Genomic DNA, 18,023 nt, shown 5'->3' on the forward strand with positions numbered 1-18,023 from the left:
GATTTTCGAGGAGTCGCCACCCTCCATTTCAATCAACTGAAATTTCCTTAATATAAAGGACACTATATATGGGGTGACCTGCCATGATGACCAAAAATCAAGCCAATGATGTGAACAATTGGAAGTAATTCTTAGGTTTAATTTAACCTGGTTCTTCACCATAAGCGCTGGTTTATAATTAATATGCCTAACTTTTATGTTGATTGGAGCGGAGGGCACCGACTCCAGCGGGATGCAGCGGCAAGGTGGAGACCCCGCGAAAAGCGAAAGCGCCTTGGTCAGCCCCGACAAGCGCTGGAGGGCCTGAAGGCGAAGTCGGTCTTTGACTTCACCTGAAGGACCGAAGTGACCTCGAGGGGCTAGGCGCTGTAGCTGGACAAACAGGCGCTAGCGCCGAGGAGGCTCCACTGATGCCCCGCGGAAAGCCTGTGCCCGCAGCGCAAATCAACACATTCGCTAAAACCACTTTTGTGAGGAAGAACCTTTAACTTTCGTAATTTCCATATAAATTACAAAAGACAGCGAGTGGGTAACCTCTCGCTGTCTTTTGTCGACAATCCTAAACCATGCGGATTCAAAGATCCATATGGTTTTTCATTTGCTGCAATATTTTCTTTTCAAGCCTGGAAACTTGTACCTGAGATATTCCCAGCCTCTGGGCTACCTCTGATTGGGTTTGATCCTTGTAATACCTCAAATAAACAATCAGCTTCTCCCTCTCATCAAGTTCACCAATAGCTTCTTTAAGAGCTATTTTATCAAACCACTTTCCATCATTGCCGTCATCTATCTGGTCCAGAAGGGTGATCGGGTCACCATCGTTTTCATATACGGTCTCATGGATTGATGCCGGGGCGCGGGAAGCCTCCTGGGCCATGATAATTTCCTCAGGGGCCAACCCTAGGTGGGCGGATAATTCATTTACAGTAGGCACCCGTCCGTAGGATTTGGATAACTCATCCTTCGCCCTTCGGATTTTATTCCCTGTTTCCTTAAGTGAGCGGCTGACTTTAACTGTTCCGTCATCCCTAATAAACCTTTGGATTTCACCGATAATCATCGGTACGGCATAGGTCGAAAACTTTACATCGTAGGAGAGGTCGAACTTGTCGACCGATTTTAACAGCCCTATGCACCCAATCTGAAAAAGATCATCCGGGTCATATCCACGGTTTAAGAACCTCTGGACAACCGACCAGACAAGCCTCATATTTTTTTCAACAATGATATCACGGGCCTGTTCATCGCCCTCATGGCTTCGTTTTATTAATTCCTTTACCTCATGGTCTTTAAGAAACGGCTGGGTACTTTCTTTCTTGACCTCGACGTCCATAGGCGCTCTCCTTAATTGCAAAGCATCTTGCTTCGGGATAAATTCTTCCTTAACCTGATCTCAGTGCCTTTTCCACGTTCGGAATGAATATCAACTTCATCCATGAAGTTTTCCATGATTGTGAATCCCATTCCGGATCGTTCTAGCTCCGGCTTGGTGGTGAATAGCGGCTGGCGTGCTTCCTCTACATCGGCAATTCCATTCCCCTTATCCTTAATTGTGATTTCAACTATTTCGGCTTCAATGGCCACATCGATATACACAATTCCAATTGGATCATTGTCGTAGCCGTGGATAATCGCATTTGTAACAGCTTCGGATACAACCGTTTTTATTTCCGTCAGCTGATCCATTGTGGGGTCAAGCTGGGCGATGAAGGCGGCGACCGTTACCCTGGCAAACGATTCATTTTGGCTTAGAGCGCGGAATTGAAGGCTCATTTCGTTCCTCATCAGGCAACCCCCAGTCGCTGTAGCGCATAAGCCTCGGTCGGTTCCATCCTGATAATTTTGAATAAACCTGACATATCCAACAAACGTTCAACTGCGGGGGAGACTGAGCAAACGACCAGTTCTCCGTGAAGTTGCTTTAGCTGTTTATATCGTCCCAAAATAACCCCCAGGCCGGAACTATCCATAAATGTCAGACCCTCAAGGTTCATGACGATATGGCGTATTCCATTCATTTCAATAGCATCTGTTGCCTGGGATCGCAGCCCGTCAGCGGTGTGGTGGTCGAGCTCACCGCTTAAGCGGATGCATAATACTTCGCTTATTACTTCCATGTCGATGTTCAGACTCACTGTCTCCGGCCTCCTAAATTGTTTCTCGGGCAATTGGCCGATTAACGGACCAATTAAGCCCGCCTTTTCAGGCGGGCTGCCTTACATTGAGTTGAATTCGATATCTGTAACAGCAATTCCTTCAACAAGTACAAAACTAGTGGGGATTCGCTAAAGGTAGTGGAAAAGCTTTTTATTTCGACAGTCTCTTATTTGCCTGACCTTGTAAACATTCCCATCGATCTTTTATATAACGTCCACCAGCCGGCCTCGCCTACATTCCTGTTGGCGACAAGATCCCTTTCCTGGAGGAGCAGGCCGTTTTTCATCAGCTTGATCGTTCCTACTTTATCCCCTTTTTGAATGGGGGCTTTCAGGTTTTTACTAATCGTAACCACCTTTTTGATATCGTCGATTTTCTCTCCCCTTTTAGTCAGGAGTGAAATTGGCTCACTTGTAACGGCTTCGATTTTTTTCAAGCTGCCCTTGCTGATTTCCGCTTCCCCGACTGCAATATTCCTTTGGTAGAGCGGATGGGTCTGGTATTGGCTGAACGCATAATCAAGCATTTTTGAAATCTGGGCATTTCTCACCTTCGATGTAGGCGCTCCAAATACAACGGCAATGACCCTCATTCCATCCTTTTGTGCTGTAGCGGTCAGACAATATTTCGCCTCGGCCGTGAATCCCGTTTTCAATCCATCCACCCCGGGATAAAAACGGACAAGTTTGTTTGTATTGACAAGCCAAAACTTTTTGTCCGTATTTTCCCTTAAGTAGGCTTCATACATGCCTGTATATTTCGTAATATCCTCGTATTTTAATAGTTCCTTTGCCATGATTGCCATATCTGCAGCTGTACTAACATGGCCATCTTCCGGCAGACCGGTCGTATTTTTAAAAACAGTATGTTTAAGGCCGAGTTCCTTTCCCTTATTGTTCATCCTATCAACAAATGCTTCCTCCGACCCCGCGATTCTTTCGGCCATCGCGACTGAAGCGTCATTTCCTGAGCCGATTGCAATTCCTTTCAGCATTTCTCTGGTAGTCATCTCTTCCCCAGCCTCGAGGAAAATCTGTGACCCTCCCATGGATGCAGCATACTCGCTTGCTCGAATCTTTTCATTAATGTCAAGCTTGCCTTCATCAAGGGCTTCCATAATCAGGAGCATGGTCATAACCTTTGTCATACTTGCTGGGGGAAGCGGTTCGTGGCTATTTTTTTCGTAAAGGACCGTTCCAGTATCCCTCTCAATCAGAATGGCCGATTTAACCTCCTGCGCCAGATCGGCAGTCTTGGCTTCCTGAGCGGATACCTCCGGTAAAACAAGGGTAAAAACAAGCAATCCAGCCAGTATAAGTGAACTCAATCGTTTCATATGCATAACCCTCCATTCTTTATAGCTTCCATTTTTTCCAAAAATGGTTTTTTTATACAGGCAATTGCGGTTGGCTGTTTTTTTCTTTGATCCGATTGAGCATGAAATAATTAAAAAAGAGACAATCCAGTTTACACTGGTTTGCCTCTTCGATTATTTCGTTATTTTGTTATTTCCTCGTAGATAAGGACGGGACTTTTCACTTCTGATGCTGAAATTTTGATGCTGCTATAAAGCATTTCCCTTACTTTGTCAATTGAATCAAAGTTGCTGTGGATAGCAGCAAGGGATTCTCCTTTTTTGACCTGGTCGCCAATCTTTTTCTTTAAAATGAGTCCGACTGCCAGATCAATTTCCGATTCCTTTGTAGCGCGGCCCGCGCCAAGGAGCATTGCTGCAGTCCCCACTTCATCGGCGATAATTTCCGAGATATAGCCATCTTCTTTGGCTTCAAGTTCAAAGATGTATTTTGCCTGCGGGAGCATTGAAGGGTCATCGACAATTGAAGCATCTCCTCCCTGCGCGCTGAGGAATACTTTCATTTTTTCAAGAGCTGTGCCATCTTCTATTGCTTTTTCAAGCAAGCGGCGAGCTTCTTCAAACGAACCAGCCTTGCCCGCTAGGAGAACCATATGGCTTCCAAGCGTCAGGCTCAATTCCGTTAAATCCTCCGGTCCTTCACCTTTCAATGTATCAATTGCTTCCTTTACTTCAAGAGCATTACCGATTGCATATCCGAGAGGCTGGCTCATATCGGAAATAACCGCCATTGTCTTTCTTCCAACATTGTTTCCGATGCCGACCATGGCTTTTGCCAGCTCCCGTGAATCATCAAGCGTTTTCATAAATGCCCCTGCACCTGTTTTAACATCCAGGACAATCGCATCGGCTCCGGCAGCAATTTTCTTGCTCATAATTGAGCTGGCAATAAGTGGAATGCTATTCACTGTAGCAGTTACATCTCGCAGTGCATAAAGGTTCTTGTCTGCTGGAGTCAAGTTGCCGCTCTGGCCAATGACAGCGATTTTATTTTTATTTACAAGGTTGATAAATTCGGAATTCTCAATTTCCACATGGAAACCGGCGACCGATTCAAGTTTATCGACTGTTCCGCCAGTATGGCCAAGGCCGCGCCCGGACATTTTTGCGACAGGAACGCCAACTGCTGCAACAAGAGGACCTAGGACGAGTGTGGTTGTGTCCCCAACGCCTCCTGTTGAATGCTTGTCGACTTTTATGCCTTCAATTTCCGATAAGTTAATTTGGTCGCCTGACTCCGCCATCGCCATTGTTAAATCGGCCCGTTCCTTTTCGGTCATCCCTTTAAAGTAAATCGCCATTGTAAGCGCGCTCATTTGATAGTCGGGTATAGAACCATTCGTATATCCTTTAATAATATGGTTAATTTCTTCCGTCGATAATTCCTGTCCGTCCCGCTTTTTTTCAATTAAATCTACCATTCTCATCGCAATCACCACTTATAATTTATTTTAGAAAACATTGAACAAAAAGGGGAAAGCTTTCAGAATCGAAAGCATTCCCTAAATCTTTATGAAAGACAGTCCAGCTACTTAAGCTCTCCGAGGAAGCTTTTGCCATGTTCAGGCATTGTAACGCCAAAGTTTTCGGCAACCGTTGCTCCGATATCAGCAAAAGTTTCGCGGATTGGCAATTCCTTGCCTCTGTCCATCCTTTTAGAATAAACGAGAAGAGGAACAAATTCACGGGTATGGTCCGTTCCAGGATGGACTGGGTCGTTCCCATGGTCAGCTGTAATAATCAGCAAGTCATCTTCCTTCATCTTCTCAAACACCTCTGAAAGCCGTACATCATATTCCTCAAGGGCTTTTCCATAGCCTATCGGGTCGCGGCGGTGGCCATAAAGAGCATCAAAATCGACAAGGTTCAAAAAGCTTAGGCCAGTGAAATCCATCTCGAGCGTTTCGGCAAGCTTATCCATTCCATCCATATTGGAGACAGTTCTAAGAGATTGGGTTACGCCTTCTCCATCGTAAATATCGGAAATTTTCCCTATCGCCAGAACGTCGTAGCCGGCATCCTTCAGTTCATTCATTACTGTGCGGCCAAATGGTTTTAGAGCATAATCGTGGCGGTTGGCAGTTCGTTTGAAATTACCTGGTTCACCCAAAAACGGCCTGGCAATAATCCGTCCAACCATATATTTTTCATCAAGGGTCAGTTCCCTTGCAATTTCGCAAATCCTATATAATTCATCAAGCGGGACAATTTCCTCATGGGCTGCGATTTGTAAAACCGAATCCGCCGAAGTATAAACGATCAACGCGCCTGTTTCCATATGCTCTTTCCCTAATTCATCAAGAATTTCAGTACCGCTTGCCGGCTTGTTCCCGATGATTTTCCTGCCGGTCCGTGCTTCAAGGTCAGCTAGTAATTCATCTGGGAATCCTTCAGGAAATACACGGAATGGGGTTTGGATATTCAGCCCCATAATCTCCCAATGGCCGGTCATTGTATCCTTTCCATTTGACGCTTCTTGCATTTTCGTGAAGTAAGCCAATGGCTGTTTCTGCTTTTCAATCCCTTTTATTTCACGGATATTGCTGAGGCCAAGCTTTTCCATGTTCGGCATGTCCAGGCCGTTCATCGCTTCGGCAATATGCCCGAAGGTGTCTGACCCTTTATCGCCGAATTTGTCCGCATCAGGAGCCTCGCCAATCCCAACGGAATCCATTACTACTAAAAAGATCCTTTTAAACGCATCAGTCTTACCCATTTCAATTTCCTCCTTCTTTATGGAGACAACAATAGCACTGCTAGTTTACCCTATTGATAAATCCTTTAATCACAGGGTAAATGTCAGAAGTCTGACATCTATATTTTACTAAATGAATGAGAAATTACAAGCAGAATAACGAAAAAACAATCATTCCCAATATAAAAACCGGGCTTTAATGCCCGGCTCTCTCATTCAATTATTCTTTTAAGCTCTTGGATGGAATTGACTGTACACATCCCTTAGCCGTACCTTTGTTACATGGGTATAGATTTGTGTGGTCGAGATATCTGAATGGCCAAGCATTTCCTGAACAGCCCTTAGATCCGCTCCATTTTCGAGCAGATGGGTTGCAAATGAATGACGGAGTGTATGCGGGGTTAAGTCTTTTTCAATTCCTGCCCCAGCAGCTAGCTTCTTGAGAATTTTCCAGAAGCCCTGGCGCGTCAGCCTTTTTCCTTGATGGTTCAGGAATAATGCTTCTTCCCTTGATTTCTTTTCCGCGAACTTTGGCCTTCCTGATTCCAAATATCGCTGAAGGACCTCAGCTGCGGTACGGCCAACCGGAATAATCCGCTCCTTGTTGCCTTTTCCAATGCATCTCAGGAATCCCATATTGAGGTGAAGGTCGTCCAAATTCAGGCCGATAAGCTCGCTTACCCGTATGCCAGTCGCATACAGAATTTCAAGCATCGCCTTATCCCTCAACCCGAAATGATCCTTTGCCACCGGTGCTTCCAGAAGGATTTCAACTTCTTCCATACTTAGCACCTTTGGCAGGTTCTTTTCGAGCTTTGGGGTTTCAATGTGGACCGTCGGGTCATGGCTTGTAGCTCGGTCCCTCAGCAAAAACTGGTGGAAAGAACGAATCGAGGCGATATGCCTTGCAATCGTCTTTGACGATTTCCCCTCATTTTTTAAGGCACCGGTAAAGTGCAGAATGTGCGCTCGCTGGATGTCATCAATCGCCTCAATACCCTGGACTGATTTCAGATGGCGTAAATAATTTTTCAGGTCCCGCTCATAGGATATCATTGTATTGTGTGATAACCCTTTTTCCACCATCAAAAAGTGGATGAAATCTTTCAAATGATCTTCTATCATGCTGCATTACTCCCCGCTCATATAAAACAATAACAGCCGGTCGAGCCAATCGGGGTTTCCGGAATCCGCTGATTTCGAAACCTTGACGGCAGTCCCTTGTGGCTTATCATACCGGTGGTAATTCTGATATTCTTCATGTATCCACATCATACCATAATAGAAGAGAAACGTGCAGGCAATGAAAAGGATCAGGACCTTTAACGCATTGTATACCGCCCGGCAAAATAAAAACATATAAGCTCCCCCATATCCGCAGGTTTTTAGTACAGGGTATGCCCAAATTGGACGATAATATACATGAAAAAGCAAAAAACCCTTCATTAATAGAAGGGTGGGTTTTATGAATGCTTCATTTCCTTTAAAGGATATCCGGCAGCCGGTCTATTCTTCAGACGTTTCTTCCTTGTCCTGGCATCGATGGCATATTCCATGAAACGTAAGCCTGTGGTCTTTAATGATAAAATTCCAGCGCTTTTCAACAATTTCTTCAACATCTTCGAGAAGGTCTTCCTGGATTTCATCAACCGCTCCACATTCAATGCAGACGAGATGATGGTGGAAATGGGCTGCCCCTTCCTGGCGCAGATCATATCTTGAAACGCCGTCCCCGAAGTTTATTTTATCAACAATTTTAAGTTCAGTCAGCAATTCCAAAGTCCGGTAAACAGTTGCCAATCCAATTTCCGGAGATTTTTCTTTTACAAGGAGATAGACATCTTCAGCACTCAAATGGTCTTCTTCATTTTCCAATAACACCCGAACGGTAGCTTCACGTTGTGGAGTAAGCTTGTAGCTCGATGAATGCAATTGTTTTTTTATTCTCTCAATCCTGGTTTCCATCCGTTCGTCCTCCCTCGCAACTGTCCTTTCTCATTATATCAGATAGGTTGCAAGAAGAAAACTGAAATAATTATAAATAACAGTTTATAATTATTATTAACTGGGATTGATTATCAATTGATTTTGTTGGCAATTGCCTTCATGAATCCCGGAGATAAATACGCTTCCATTCCTGATGCGAGCGCAAGTAAAACGACTGCGGCAGCCAAGAATAATACATAGCGCCAAAAAATGGGTACGATTGGCTGGCTATATTTTTTCGTAAATTGCCTGCTGATCATTTTGAACGAAAATACAATTGAAACGGCAGCCATCACGATAAATACGGGAATAATGATGATATTTTGCGGAAGGATTGATACAAATGCGAACGCAAATCCTTTCCAGCCCATTTGGCTGACAAGGAAACCCACTGTAAATCCGACGACCATCCCTTTAATAAAGAGCAGAATCAGGATGACCGGCAATCCGATTATCGAAATGCCAAGTACCCACATCAGCGCGATGAATTTGCTGTTATGCAGGAGGCTCTGTAGGAAGAGTTCACTTGATGATTCGGTTTTTCCATTGGCAACTTGGCTGAAAAATTGTGACAAATAATAAAACAAAGCTTCTTTTTGCCCTAAGCTCATGCTATTGACAATTATGGCCCCAAAAATGACCCCCATCATAAAAAGGATCGAGACGAACAGAAAAACTGAGGAGTGCTCGCCCAAATATGCTGCTGCGACGGACTGGTTCATACGTTTTTTCATGGCATTTCCCCCTAAAAACCGGTTTATACCATTGTATGCCTGTCCATTTTTGATATGCCTTAAAGAGCCTTCATTCTACCTTTCCCTATGCTCTACCTTTCCCTATGCTCTACTTTTCCGTATTTCCCTCCTCCACCGGCTTTAAGGAGCAATTTCCCTTCCCTTGCCTGAATAATCAGGCCCGCAATACGTGCGGGAATGACTTTTTCCATTACTTTTTGCGGGACCTCATGGAGGATGGCCATTTCTGTGCCGAAGTGCCACAGCAATTTTTCGAGCAGTTTCGGGCCCAATCCGGGAATAAACTCCAAAGGCACCTGATGAACGTATGGCGGCCGGTTTTCCGGTCCCTTGTCCGCGCTTGCCAGTTCGGATATCCGCTCAGAAACTCCCTTTACCGTTTTAACCGAGCCGCATTCCAGGCAAGGCTCCCCTTCTGCTTGCGCTGGGACCAGGCATTCCGCGCAAACCGTTCCATGGTATTTTCCAAGGAAGGGATCCAACCCGAAGTTAGCTGCTATTTTTCGGCCGCCTTCCCGTTTTAAAGCAAGGCCCAACTCTGTAAAGGATGGTTCGACCATTTCGATCACTTGGTACTCACGTGCAATTTTGGCCAGTGAATGGGCATCTGAATTTGTCAAAAACGGATAGCGGTGCAATTCCGCCAACCCATCTGCCATTGAAGTATTTGAGCTTAATCCAAGTTCGATGCCGTCAATTAACTCAGGATCGAACACTTCGGAAAGCGATTGACGGACTCCTTTGCCGTAAAGGCTTTTGAACGGTGTAAAAACATGGGCGGGTATGAATAGACCTTGAAGCTCTTTTACCTTTTGCTGAAGCTCAAGTCCACCCACGTAAATTCGCTGGGAACTGAGAGTAATATTTTTCATCCGTACCGAAAGCCAGGCGGAAAATTCCTTCATTACCTCAAGGCTCGGCATGAAACAAAGAACATGGATGGGGCCTTTGCACTTCTCATCGTAAATTTCAAGCTCAGAGCCCGGAATGACCGCCATTCCGCCATAAAGCAGTCCGCCGCCGGCCTGTTCGGCCATTTCCCCTTCAGCAATTAAGCTTTCCATTTCCGCAATCACTTCAGGTGAATGGCAGTCGATGATGCCAATCATATCAAGGCCTTTTTCATTCCTGGCATGGCTGATGATGTTTGAAAAGGTCAGCGATTTTGCCCCAGTAATTTTAACAGGCCTTCCGCTTCTTGTCCGGCCGATGTGGATATGCAAATCCGTGAAGTAGCGTGCCATTATTTCTTCAAGGCCTCCTGCAGCTGTAGGTATTGAATGGCATAAGCCGTCTTTGCGTCATAAATTTTCTTTTCTTTCACATATTTGAGCGCTTCATCAAGGGAAATCTCCTCAACGTTCACAAACTCATCTTCATCGAGGCCGGCCGCCCCCTGCTTTTGTGAAAGCCCTTTTGCCAAATAAAGATGAATGATTTCATCCGCAAATCCTGGCGAGGTATAGAAGGAAATAAGCCATTCCAGTTCCTTGCACTCGTACCCCGTTTCCTCTTCCAGCTCACGGCGCGCGCATTCAGCAGGGTCTTCACCTTTCTCAAGCTTTCCCGCAGGTATTTCCACAATCGTCCTTTCCATGGCTTTCCGATACTGCTCTACAAGGACGATTTTATTCTCATCTGTTACCGCAAGGACCGCAACCGCCCCAGGATGCTTGACGATTTCCCGTTTTGACGTTTTGCCATTAGGCAACTCTACATCATCGACCCGTAAAGAGATGATTTTGCCGTTAAAAATTTCTTTGCTGCTGATTGTTTTTTCCTCAAGTCCGCCCATCCAAAGCACTCCTGTTCTATTCCCATTTTATTGTTCATACATTTTATCATACTTTAACAGGGGGAGTTTACTCATGAAAGCTTACATATATGCGAATGGATTTGTCCTTACAGGGAAGGCTTCCGAAATCCGCTATATTTTAAAGGAGTGCGGAACAGTACACATGACTGTAGCCGACTTGGTTAAATCTCAGTTGGAGAAGCACGCGAGTTGCCGTTGATTCCCCCCTTTGGGTAGAATAGGACCCATAAAGGAGTGGATGGCAATGAGGATGAAGAATCTTGGTAACTCCGATTTGTCTGTAAGTGTGCTCGGGCTCGGCTGTATGTCGCTCGGTACAGATTTGGACAAGGCCCGTTCAATCATCGACGCGGCATTGGATGAAGGCATTAATTACTTTGATACAGCGGACCTTTACGATTTTGGAGAAAATGAAAAAATCGTCGGTGAATGCCTGAAGGGGCGCCGCGATAAAGTTATCCTCGCCACAAAAGCGGGCAACCGCTGGAGCGAAGATAAAACCGGGTGGAGCTGGGATCCGTCTAAAAAGCATATTAAAGAAGCTGTCAAAGGGAGCCTTAAGCGGTTGCAGACTGATTATCTTGATTTGTACCAGCTGCACGGGGGGACGATTGACGACCCAATCGACGAGACGATTGAAGCGTTCGAGGAATTGAAAGCGGAAGGCTTGATTCGTTATTACGGCATTTCCTCCATCCGGCCAAACGTGATCCAGGAATATGTGAAAAAGTCGGGGATTGTTTCCGTAATGGTGCAATACAGCATGCTCGACAGGCGTCCTGAAGAAGATATCCTCCCCGTCCTGGAAAGGGAGGGAATCAGCGCCGTCACCAGGGGGCCGGTTGCCAAGGGGCTTTTATCCGAAAAAATGCTCGAAAAGGCATCCTCGAAAGGTTACCTCGATTACAGCTATAATGAACTTGTGAGGATTCTGCCTCATTTAAAAGAACTATTTGCTTCCCGCCCGCTAGAGGAAGCCGCAGTCCAATACAACCTGGCGCACCCGGCAGTAGCCGCGGTGGTTGCTGGCGCAAGCAGCATCGAGCAGGTCCGGAAAAACGCCCAGGCTGCTAGGAGACAGGCATTGTCGGATGAAGAAATCGGTTTGATCAGAGAATTAACAAAAGCGAATGTGTATTCGGAGCACAGATAAACGGGGAGGCCTCCCTTATGGGGATGGCCTCTTTTTAGGTGTTTTGGCTGCAAAGGCAGTGCGGGTCCCGGATGCCGGCCCAGTCCAATGATTCCTTTTCAATTGCAAATACTGTTTGTTCTTTATAGGCGATGTATGAGCTGATGTCTTCCGGGAACATCACCGCTGCCATCTCCTTTACCTTTCCATACTCCGCGGCCCTTAAAGGATGCCGGCGCAAATATTCACGGAACACGAGGTGCCTCCTGATTTCCGGGCTGCCTTTTTCAAAAGCATGAAGGTGTACTAGCCTGTCCCCATTCGAATCATACTTAATGAAATAGCGGCGGCCGGAGATTCCTTTTTCGCCCCTCGCCTCATAGCCTGCCAAACGAAATATCTCTATTGCCCTATCAAAAATACTTAGCGATTCGGCCTCTGCCAAAATATCTATGATTGGCTTGGCGCTCAGCCCCGGCACCGAGGTGCTGCCGATATGATGAAATACCACATCGTCCGGCGCCATTGCTTCTATTAAAATTTCCGTTTCGCCCGAAAACCTTCTTGGCCATTCATTCGAATAGGGGACCACTTTGACTTTGCGTGGCGGCTTCACTGTTTAAATTCCTTCCAGTTCATGCCGCTTTCGTTCAAAAGCTCTTCAAAGCTTTTATTTTTTTCCTTTAGCCTGCGCTCCTCGCGTTTGCGTTTTTCTTCCTCTTCCGCTTTCCGCGCCTCCTCGGCTTTCAGTTCCTGTTGGCGGTTCTTCAGCTTGTTCACCAAATCCTGGTTAAGCATATCCCCAAGTGTTAGCGGTTTGTCCTCTTTCGTTTGCTTCGCCTTTTGCGGCTGTTTTTTCTTTGCCATCGATCATCTCTCCTCTAAGCAGATAGTCCCATTATACTACATTTTTTAGGAACAAAATGCGCAAGCGCCTTGGTCAGCCCCGACCAGATTAAGACGGGGCCCGCAGGATGGGCCTGCCCTCCGGAGGGAACCGGCTTAAGACCTCGAGGGGCTAGGCGCTCCTCGAAAAAGCTAACGCTTTTTCTTCGTGCGAGGCTTATGCTTCCGAAGCTTATTCTAGTGGAGCTGGATTACAAAAACTTATTTCGAGTTCTCCACAATGTTCTATTTTATAGTTTTGTTAGCAGACACAAAAAGGCGGAAGCGCCCTCAACCTCGCCTCCGCCAGTCTTTATTAAAATGAGTTAAGCACAACATCCCCGCTTGTATCAAGGTTTGCCTCAGTGGAATTAACCACATCTTCAATGCTGTAGCCCTCGGCCACTTCAACAAGCTTCAGGCCTGAATCGGTCACGTCCATGACAGCCCGTTCGGTAATGATCCGGGTAACAACCCCTTTACCAGTCAGAGGCAGGGTACATTCCTTAAGGACCTTGGACTCGCCTTTTTTATTTGTGTGTTCCATAATGACGATGATTTTCCTTGCTCCGTGGACAAGGTCCATCGCTCCGCCCATACCCTTGATCATTTTGCCGGGAATCATCCAGTTGGCAAGGTCCCCATTTTCGGAAACCTCCATCCCGCCGAGAATTGCGATATCGACATGGCCCCCTCGAATCATTGCGAATGACTCGGCGCTGTCAAAATAGGCGGCACCGGAAATCGCCGTTACCGTTTCCTTGCCTGCATTGATCAGGTCGGCGTCCGCTTCTCCTTCAATCGGATAAGGCCCAATGCCCAGCAGCCCGTTTTCTGACTGGAGGACAACCTGCTTATTATCAGAAATATAGTTTGCTACAAGCGTTGGCATCCCAATTCCTAGATTCACATAGAAGCCATCCTGAATTTCGCGCTCTGCCCTTATTGCAATCGTTTCGCGTACATTTGCTTTATCGTTGGACATACGTGTCTCTCCTTCCCTTATTTCCTGACTGTCAGCCGCTCAATCCGCTTTTCCTGGTCACCCTGGATAATCGCCTGCACATAAATGCTTGGCGTGTGGATCGAATTCGGGTCAAGTTCCCCGATTTCGACCAGGTTCTCGACTTCCGCAATTGTCACCTTTCCAGCCGCGGCAATCATCGGATTGAAGTTCCTGGCTGTTTTCCTGTAAACAAGGTTCCCCATTTTATCGCCCTTCCAGGCCCTGACCAGGCTGAAATCGGCAACAAGTGCTTCCTCAAGCAAATATTCCTTGCCATTGAATACCCGTATTTCCTTGCCATCCGCAATCGGGGTTCCAACCCCCGCAGGCGTATAAAACGCGGGAATCCCCGCTCCCCCTGCCCGGATTTTCTCCGCAAGTGACCCCTGCGGCAGCAATTCCACTTCCAGCTCGCCAGCCAGTACCTGCCGCTCAAATTCCTTGTTTTCACCGACATACGAGCCGACCATTTTTTTGATTTGCCTGTTTTGTAAAAGAAGGCCAAGGCCCCATTCGTCAATTCCGCAATTGTTGGAGATAACCGTTAAATCTTTTACACCCTTGTCTACGAGTGCGAGAATCAGGTTTTCCGGTATTCCGCAAAGCCCGAACCCGCCAACCATCAGAGTGGCTCCATCCTGGATATCCGCTACAGCTTCCTGAAACGAATTACAAATCCTTTTCATAAAAATTCTCCTTTCCTCCGGCAAAAATTAAACAAGTTCTACTACGGTCGCTACGCCCTGGCCCCCGCCAATGCATAGCGTCGCCAGGCCTTTCTTCGCGCCGCGGCGTTTCATTTCATGGATGAGAGTTACAAGGATCCTTGCTCCGCTCGCGCCAATCGGATGGCCGAGCGCAATCGCCCCGCCGTTCACATTGACCTTTGCGGAATCGAATTCCAGATCGCGGCTGACGGCCAGCGACTGAGCGGCAAACGCTTCATTCGCCTCAATCAGATCGATTTCTTCCATGGAGATATCCGCTTTTCTTAGCGCCTTCCTCACCGCCTCGACAGGGCCGATTCCCATCACGCTCGGATCGACGCCGGCAGTGCCGTTCCCTTTAATCGCCACAAGCGGCTTGATGCCCAGTTCCTCCGCCTTCGCCCTGTTCATCACGATCACAACCGCTGCCCCGTCATTGATTCCCGATGCATTTCCCGCTGTCACGCTGCCTTCTTTTTTAAAAGCTGCGCGGAGACCGCCGAGTTTTTCCGCTGTTGTCCCTTTTTTCGGGTATTCATCCGTATCAAAAATAATCGGCTCGCCCTTCCTCTGCGGAATATGTATCGGAACTATCTCGTCCTTGAACTTTCCTTCCTCAATCGCGTGGGCCGCTTTTTCCTGGCTTGCTGCGGCAAACGAATCTTGTTCCTGGCGGGTCAATCCGTACCGGTCGCAAAGGTTCTCTGCGGTAATGCCCATATGATAATCATTGAATGCGCACCAGAGCCCGTCGCTGACCATGCTGTCAACGAGTTTTTGGTCGCCCATTTTGAAGCCGTCCCTAGCATTTTTCAAAAGATAGGGTGCCTGGCTCATATTTTCCATCCCGCCGGCCACGACGATTTCTGCATCGCCAGCAATAATTGCCTGTGCGGCAAGTTGAACCGCCTTTAATCCGGAGCCACATACCTTGTTAATCGTCATAGAGGAAGCGCTTTCAGAAATACCTGCCTTAATGGCTGCCTGGCGCGCCGGATTTTGGCCAAGACCTGCCTGCAGAACATTGCCGAGTATAACTTCATCTACCTGCTCCGGCTTTAGCCCTGCCTGCAAAAGCGCGCCTTTAATGGCTTGCGCCCCAAGTTCGGGAGCCGGAATCCCTTTTAGGGTTCCATTAAAGCTTCCGATTGCCGTTCTAGCGGCTGCAACGATGACTACTTCTGTCCGTTCCATTTCATTGCCCCTTCCCACAATGTTTTCATTACCTATTTCTCGTTGAGTGTGCGAAAATCCTTTCAATTTGTCAAAATTAATCCGCAACTTGCATTTTTTAAAAAATTCCACTTACAATGAGTATGAATGGAGGGGGAGTTTTATGGCAATTAAATTGCCTCAAAACGCAACAATTATTGAAGTTGGCCCAAGAGATGGGCTGCAGAACGAAAAAGGCTTTGTACCGACAGAAATCAAGATGCAATTCATCCAAGCGCTACGTGCCGCCGGAATCCGTGAAATGGAGCTAACCTCGTTCGTTTCGCCGAAATGGGTGCCGCAAATGGCCGATGCGGTTGAAATTGTAAGCGCTTGCGCTGATACGCCTGGGCGCTCTATTGTCCTCGCGCCGAATAAAAAAGGAATTGACCGCGCCCAGGAAACCAGGTGCAAAGCGGTGGCCGTTTTCGTCGGCGTCAGCAATACGTTCAACAAGAAAAATATTAATAAGACTACAGCCGAAAGCATGGAGGAACTTCGCCCGCTTATCGCTGATTTAAAGGCGAAAGGCTATTTTATAAGGGCCTGCATTTCGACTGCTTGGCATTGCCCTTATGAAGGTAAAATTTCCGAGGCGGATACACTTAGGCTGTGCACCGATTTTGCAGAAGCTGGCGTTGACGAACTGAGTGTCGCCGATACAATCGGCATGGCCGTGCCAACGGAGGCCTATTCCCTTTTTTTACAACTGAAAGCGGCCCTTCCAGGAATCTTGCTTACCGGTCATTTCCATGACACCCGGAAGCTTGCTCTTGCCAATATCCTTGCTTCCATGCAGGCCGGGATCGACCGTTTTGATACTTCAGCAGGCGGTTTGGGCGGCTGTCCTTTCGCACCAGGGGCGACAGGAAACGTTGCCACTGAGGATGTTGTGTACATGCTTGAACGGATGGGCATTGAAACCGGCATTTCGCTTAAACATTTGATGGATGCGGTTGAAATCGTCCGCCCGCACATAAGCAGGCCGATTGAGAGCACATTCTACAAAATGCATACCGGTGCATAAGTTTCCTTTCCGTGTTCATCTTATTACTAATAGGATTGAAGGGAGTTATGCACAATGAGCCAGAAGCGCGACAAAGGATACAGCCAGAAAGGCCAGCCCTCCGCAAAGGATGGAAGGCAAATAATCGCCCGTGAGGATTTGGAAAAAGAAACCCACCCAACAAACAGGCAAAACTCAAAACAATAGCGTAAAGCCGTTCCTATCGAACGGCTTTTTTCATGCAGCCGTGTTTTAAACGAGCCTGAATGGTAAAATAATGAAAGGGTAAGACATTAAAGGCCGGAGGGATTCTTTTGCGAAAGGCACTGCGTTTTTTATTCTCGCTGCTTGGGATTGTTTCAGCAGTTGGGATTTATTTTACAAATCGGCTTATGTATATGAAGAAAAAAGAGGACGAGTTCATCCTAAAGCGCGAACGCGAGGCTGGCAGAGTCATCGAGGAGGAATATGAGGCTCTGAAAAAAAGGGACGTGCTTATCCCTTCCCCGTTCGGGTACGAACTGAAGGCGATTTTAGCCGAGCCCAATGAAACAAACCGGTACATGATCATTAGCCACGGTGTAACCGAAAACAAGTTCAATTCAATCAAATATATGAATTTGTTTCTTGACCGGGGCTTCAATGTGCTCATTTTCGACCATCGCCGACATGGTGAATCTGGCGGAAAAACAACCAGCTATGGACATTACGAAAAGTTCGATCTGAAGGCGGTTGTCGATTGGCTGAGAAATGAGAAAGGGCCGGACTTAGTGGTGGGAATCCACGGCGAATCGATGGGTGCCGCAACCATGCTCCTATATGCCGGCATGCTTGAGGATGGGGCGGATTTTTATATCGCCGACTGCCCGTTTTCCGATTTCAAGGAGCAGCTTGCCTACCGGCTAAAGGAAGAGATGAACCTTCCCGCCGGGGTGGTTCTCCCGCTAGCGGATGTTTTCCTTCGCTTTCGGGAGAAATATTCACTCCGCGAGGTTTCCCCTATTTCCGTCATTGATAATATCAGGAATCCTGTCCTGTTCATCCATAGCGTTAAAGACGATTTTATCCTCCCGTCCATGACGGAAGCGCTGTACGAGAAGAAAAAAGGCCCAAAAATGCTTTTTATGGCCGAGAGCGGCCTTCACGCACAGTCATTCAATGATAATCGGGAAGAGTATGAAAAAGCGGTTGATGAATTTCTTGAAACCTTCGTCAGGCTGCCGCAAATGGATTTGCCTGATTCCCAACATTCAGTTTAAAACTTTCTAAAAATTTGCGTTTTTCTTCCATA

Annotated in this window: 22 protein-coding genes; 5 read left to right on the forward strand and 17 right to left on the reverse strand. The window is 46.9% G+C overall.

From position 1 onward, the window contains the following. Window positions 1–574: 574 nt before the first annotated feature. The 12 genes from sigF to AR337_RS05475 all read right to left on the reverse strand — a co-directional run bounded on the left by sigF (window position 575) and on the right by AR337_RS05475 (window position 10,763). Window positions 575–1,333: an RNA polymerase sporulation sigma factor SigF gene (sigF, locus tag AR337_RS05420; protein ID WP_059171015.1), complete on the reverse strand. Its 759-nt coding sequence runs from the start codon at window positions 1,331–1,333 to the stop codon at window positions 575–577. 11 nt (window positions 1,334–1,344) lie between these two features. Beyond that, the gene (gene spoIIAB, locus AR337_RS05425) at window positions 1,345–1,785 is read right to left on the reverse strand and encodes an anti-sigma F factor (RefSeq protein WP_059171016.1); all 441 of its coding nucleotides are present in this window, start codon (window positions 1,783–1,785) and stop codon (window positions 1,345–1,347) included. After that, the gene (gene spoIIAA, locus AR337_RS05430; protein ID WP_059171017.1) at window positions 1,785–2,135 is read right to left on the reverse strand and encodes an anti-sigma F factor antagonist; all 351 of its coding nucleotides are present in this window, start codon (window positions 2,133–2,135) and stop codon (window positions 1,785–1,787) included. Before spoIIAA ends, spoIIAB begins: the two co-directional genes overlap by 1 nt. A 188-nt stretch (window positions 2,136–2,323) precedes the next feature. Next, window positions 2,324–3,493: a D-alanyl-D-alanine carboxypeptidase family protein gene (locus tag AR337_RS05435; RefSeq protein ID WP_059171018.1), complete on the reverse strand. Its 1,170-nt coding sequence runs from the start codon at window positions 3,491–3,493 to the stop codon at window positions 2,324–2,326. A 161-nt stretch (window positions 3,494–3,654) separates the two neighbouring features. Further along, a complete protein-coding gene (locus AR337_RS05440) occupies window positions 3,655–4,959 on the reverse strand; it encodes a pyrimidine-nucleoside phosphorylase (RefSeq protein WP_059171019.1) in 1,305 nt (434 codons plus the stop codon). A 101-nt stretch (window positions 4,960–5,060) separates the two neighbouring features. Then, on the reverse strand, window positions 5,061–6,248 hold the full coding sequence (gene deoB, locus AR337_RS05445; protein WP_059171020.1) for a phosphopentomutase: 1,188 nt from the start codon (window positions 6,246–6,248) through the stop codon (window positions 5,061–5,063). A gap of 207 nt (window positions 6,249–6,455) precedes the next feature. Then, window positions 6,456–7,349, reverse strand: a complete 894-nt coding sequence (gene xerD, locus AR337_RS05450) for a site-specific tyrosine recombinase XerD (RefSeq protein ID WP_059171554.1) — start codon at window positions 7,347–7,349, stop codon at window positions 6,456–6,458. A 9-nt stretch (window positions 7,350–7,358) separates the two neighbouring features. Further along, window positions 7,359–7,586 (reverse strand): YqzK family protein, encoded by a 228-nt coding sequence (locus AR337_RS05455; RefSeq protein ID WP_059171021.1) that lies wholly within the window; start codon window positions 7,584–7,586, stop codon window positions 7,359–7,361. Between the two features lie 147 nt (window positions 7,587–7,733). Next, on the reverse strand, window positions 7,734–8,192 hold the full coding sequence (locus AR337_RS05460) for a Fur family transcriptional regulator (protein WP_059171022.1): 459 nt from the start codon (window positions 8,190–8,192) through the stop codon (window positions 7,734–7,736). 113 nt (window positions 8,193–8,305) lie between these two features. After that, the gene (spoIIM, locus tag AR337_RS05465; RefSeq protein WP_059171023.1) at window positions 8,306–8,947 is read right to left on the reverse strand and encodes a stage II sporulation protein M; all 642 of its coding nucleotides are present in this window, start codon (window positions 8,945–8,947) and stop codon (window positions 8,306–8,308) included. Between the two features lie 92 nt (window positions 8,948–9,039). Beyond that, window positions 9,040–10,212: an endonuclease Q family protein gene (locus AR337_RS05470; protein ID WP_059171024.1), complete on the reverse strand. Its 1,173-nt coding sequence runs from the start codon at window positions 10,210–10,212 to the stop codon at window positions 9,040–9,042. Beyond that, window positions 10,212–10,763, reverse strand: a complete 552-nt coding sequence (locus tag AR337_RS05475) for an NUDIX hydrolase (RefSeq protein WP_059171025.1) — start codon at window positions 10,761–10,763, stop codon at window positions 10,212–10,214. The genes AR337_RS05470 and AR337_RS05475 overlap by 1 nt, the downstream gene beginning before the upstream one ends. A gap of 73 nt (window positions 10,764–10,836) precedes the next feature. On the opposite strand from AR337_RS05475, the gene mciZ reads away from it, so the two are divergent. Continuing rightward, window positions 10,837–10,983: a Z-ring formation inhibitor MciZ gene (gene mciZ / locus AR337_RS23460; RefSeq protein WP_172797512.1), complete on the forward strand. Its 147-nt coding sequence runs from the start codon at window positions 10,837–10,839 to the stop codon at window positions 10,981–10,983. A gap of 45 nt (window positions 10,984–11,028) precedes the next feature. Beyond that, on the forward strand, window positions 11,029–11,937 hold the full coding sequence (locus AR337_RS05480; RefSeq protein WP_059171026.1) for an aldo/keto reductase: 909 nt from the start codon (window positions 11,029–11,031) through the stop codon (window positions 11,935–11,937). 34 nt (window positions 11,938–11,971) lie between these two features. Here the strand turns inward: AR337_RS05480 and AR337_RS05485 are convergent, their stop codons facing one another. From AR337_RS05485 to AR337_RS05505, 5 genes are all read right to left on the reverse strand, one after another. Beyond that, on the reverse strand, window positions 11,972–12,532 hold the full coding sequence (locus tag AR337_RS05485; protein WP_059171027.1) for a GrpB family protein: 561 nt from the start codon (window positions 12,530–12,532) through the stop codon (window positions 11,972–11,974). Then, window positions 12,529–12,783 carry a YqkE family protein gene (locus AR337_RS05490; protein WP_059171028.1) on the reverse strand — a complete coding sequence of 85 codons (255 nt, stop codon included), beginning with the start codon at window positions 12,781–12,783 and terminating at the stop codon, window positions 12,529–12,531. Before AR337_RS05490 ends, AR337_RS05485 begins: the two co-directional genes overlap by 4 nt. 334 nt (window positions 12,784–13,117) lie before the next feature. Then, on the reverse strand, window positions 13,118–13,786 hold the full coding sequence (locus AR337_RS05495; protein WP_059171029.1) for a CoA transferase subunit B: 669 nt from the start codon (window positions 13,784–13,786) through the stop codon (window positions 13,118–13,120). A gap of 17 nt (window positions 13,787–13,803) precedes the next feature. Further along, the gene (locus AR337_RS05500; protein WP_059171030.1) at window positions 13,804–14,493 is read right to left on the reverse strand and encodes a CoA transferase subunit A; all 690 of its coding nucleotides are present in this window, start codon (window positions 14,491–14,493) and stop codon (window positions 13,804–13,806) included. Window positions 14,494–14,520: 27 nt separating this feature from the next. Next, window positions 14,521–15,708, reverse strand: a complete 1,188-nt coding sequence (locus tag AR337_RS05505) for an acetyl-CoA C-acetyltransferase (protein ID WP_059171031.1) — start codon at window positions 15,706–15,708, stop codon at window positions 14,521–14,523. Between the two features lie 142 nt (window positions 15,709–15,850). On the opposite strand from AR337_RS05505, the gene AR337_RS05510 reads away from it, so the two are divergent. From AR337_RS05510 to AR337_RS05515, 3 genes are all read left to right on the forward strand, one after another. After that, on the forward strand, window positions 15,851–16,753 hold the full coding sequence (locus AR337_RS05510; protein ID WP_059171032.1) for a hydroxymethylglutaryl-CoA lyase: 903 nt from the start codon (window positions 15,851–15,853) through the stop codon (window positions 16,751–16,753). A gap of 54 nt (window positions 16,754–16,807) precedes the next feature. Further along, window positions 16,808–16,939, forward strand: coding sequence for a hypothetical protein (locus AR337_RS23915; RefSeq protein ID WP_301335709.1), 132 nt, complete (start codon window positions 16,808–16,810; stop codon window positions 16,937–16,939). A 107-nt stretch (window positions 16,940–17,046) separates the two neighbouring features. After that, on the forward strand, window positions 17,047–17,991 hold the full coding sequence (locus AR337_RS05515; RefSeq protein ID WP_059171033.1) for an alpha/beta hydrolase: 945 nt from the start codon (window positions 17,047–17,049) through the stop codon (window positions 17,989–17,991). Window positions 17,992–18,023: the final 32 nt, after the last annotated feature.

Origin of the sequence: Bacillus sp. FJAT-27445 (assembly GCF_001510665.1) — a bacterium.
Classification (GTDB): Bacteria; Bacillota; Bacilli; order Bacillales; family Cytobacillaceae; genus Bacillus_D.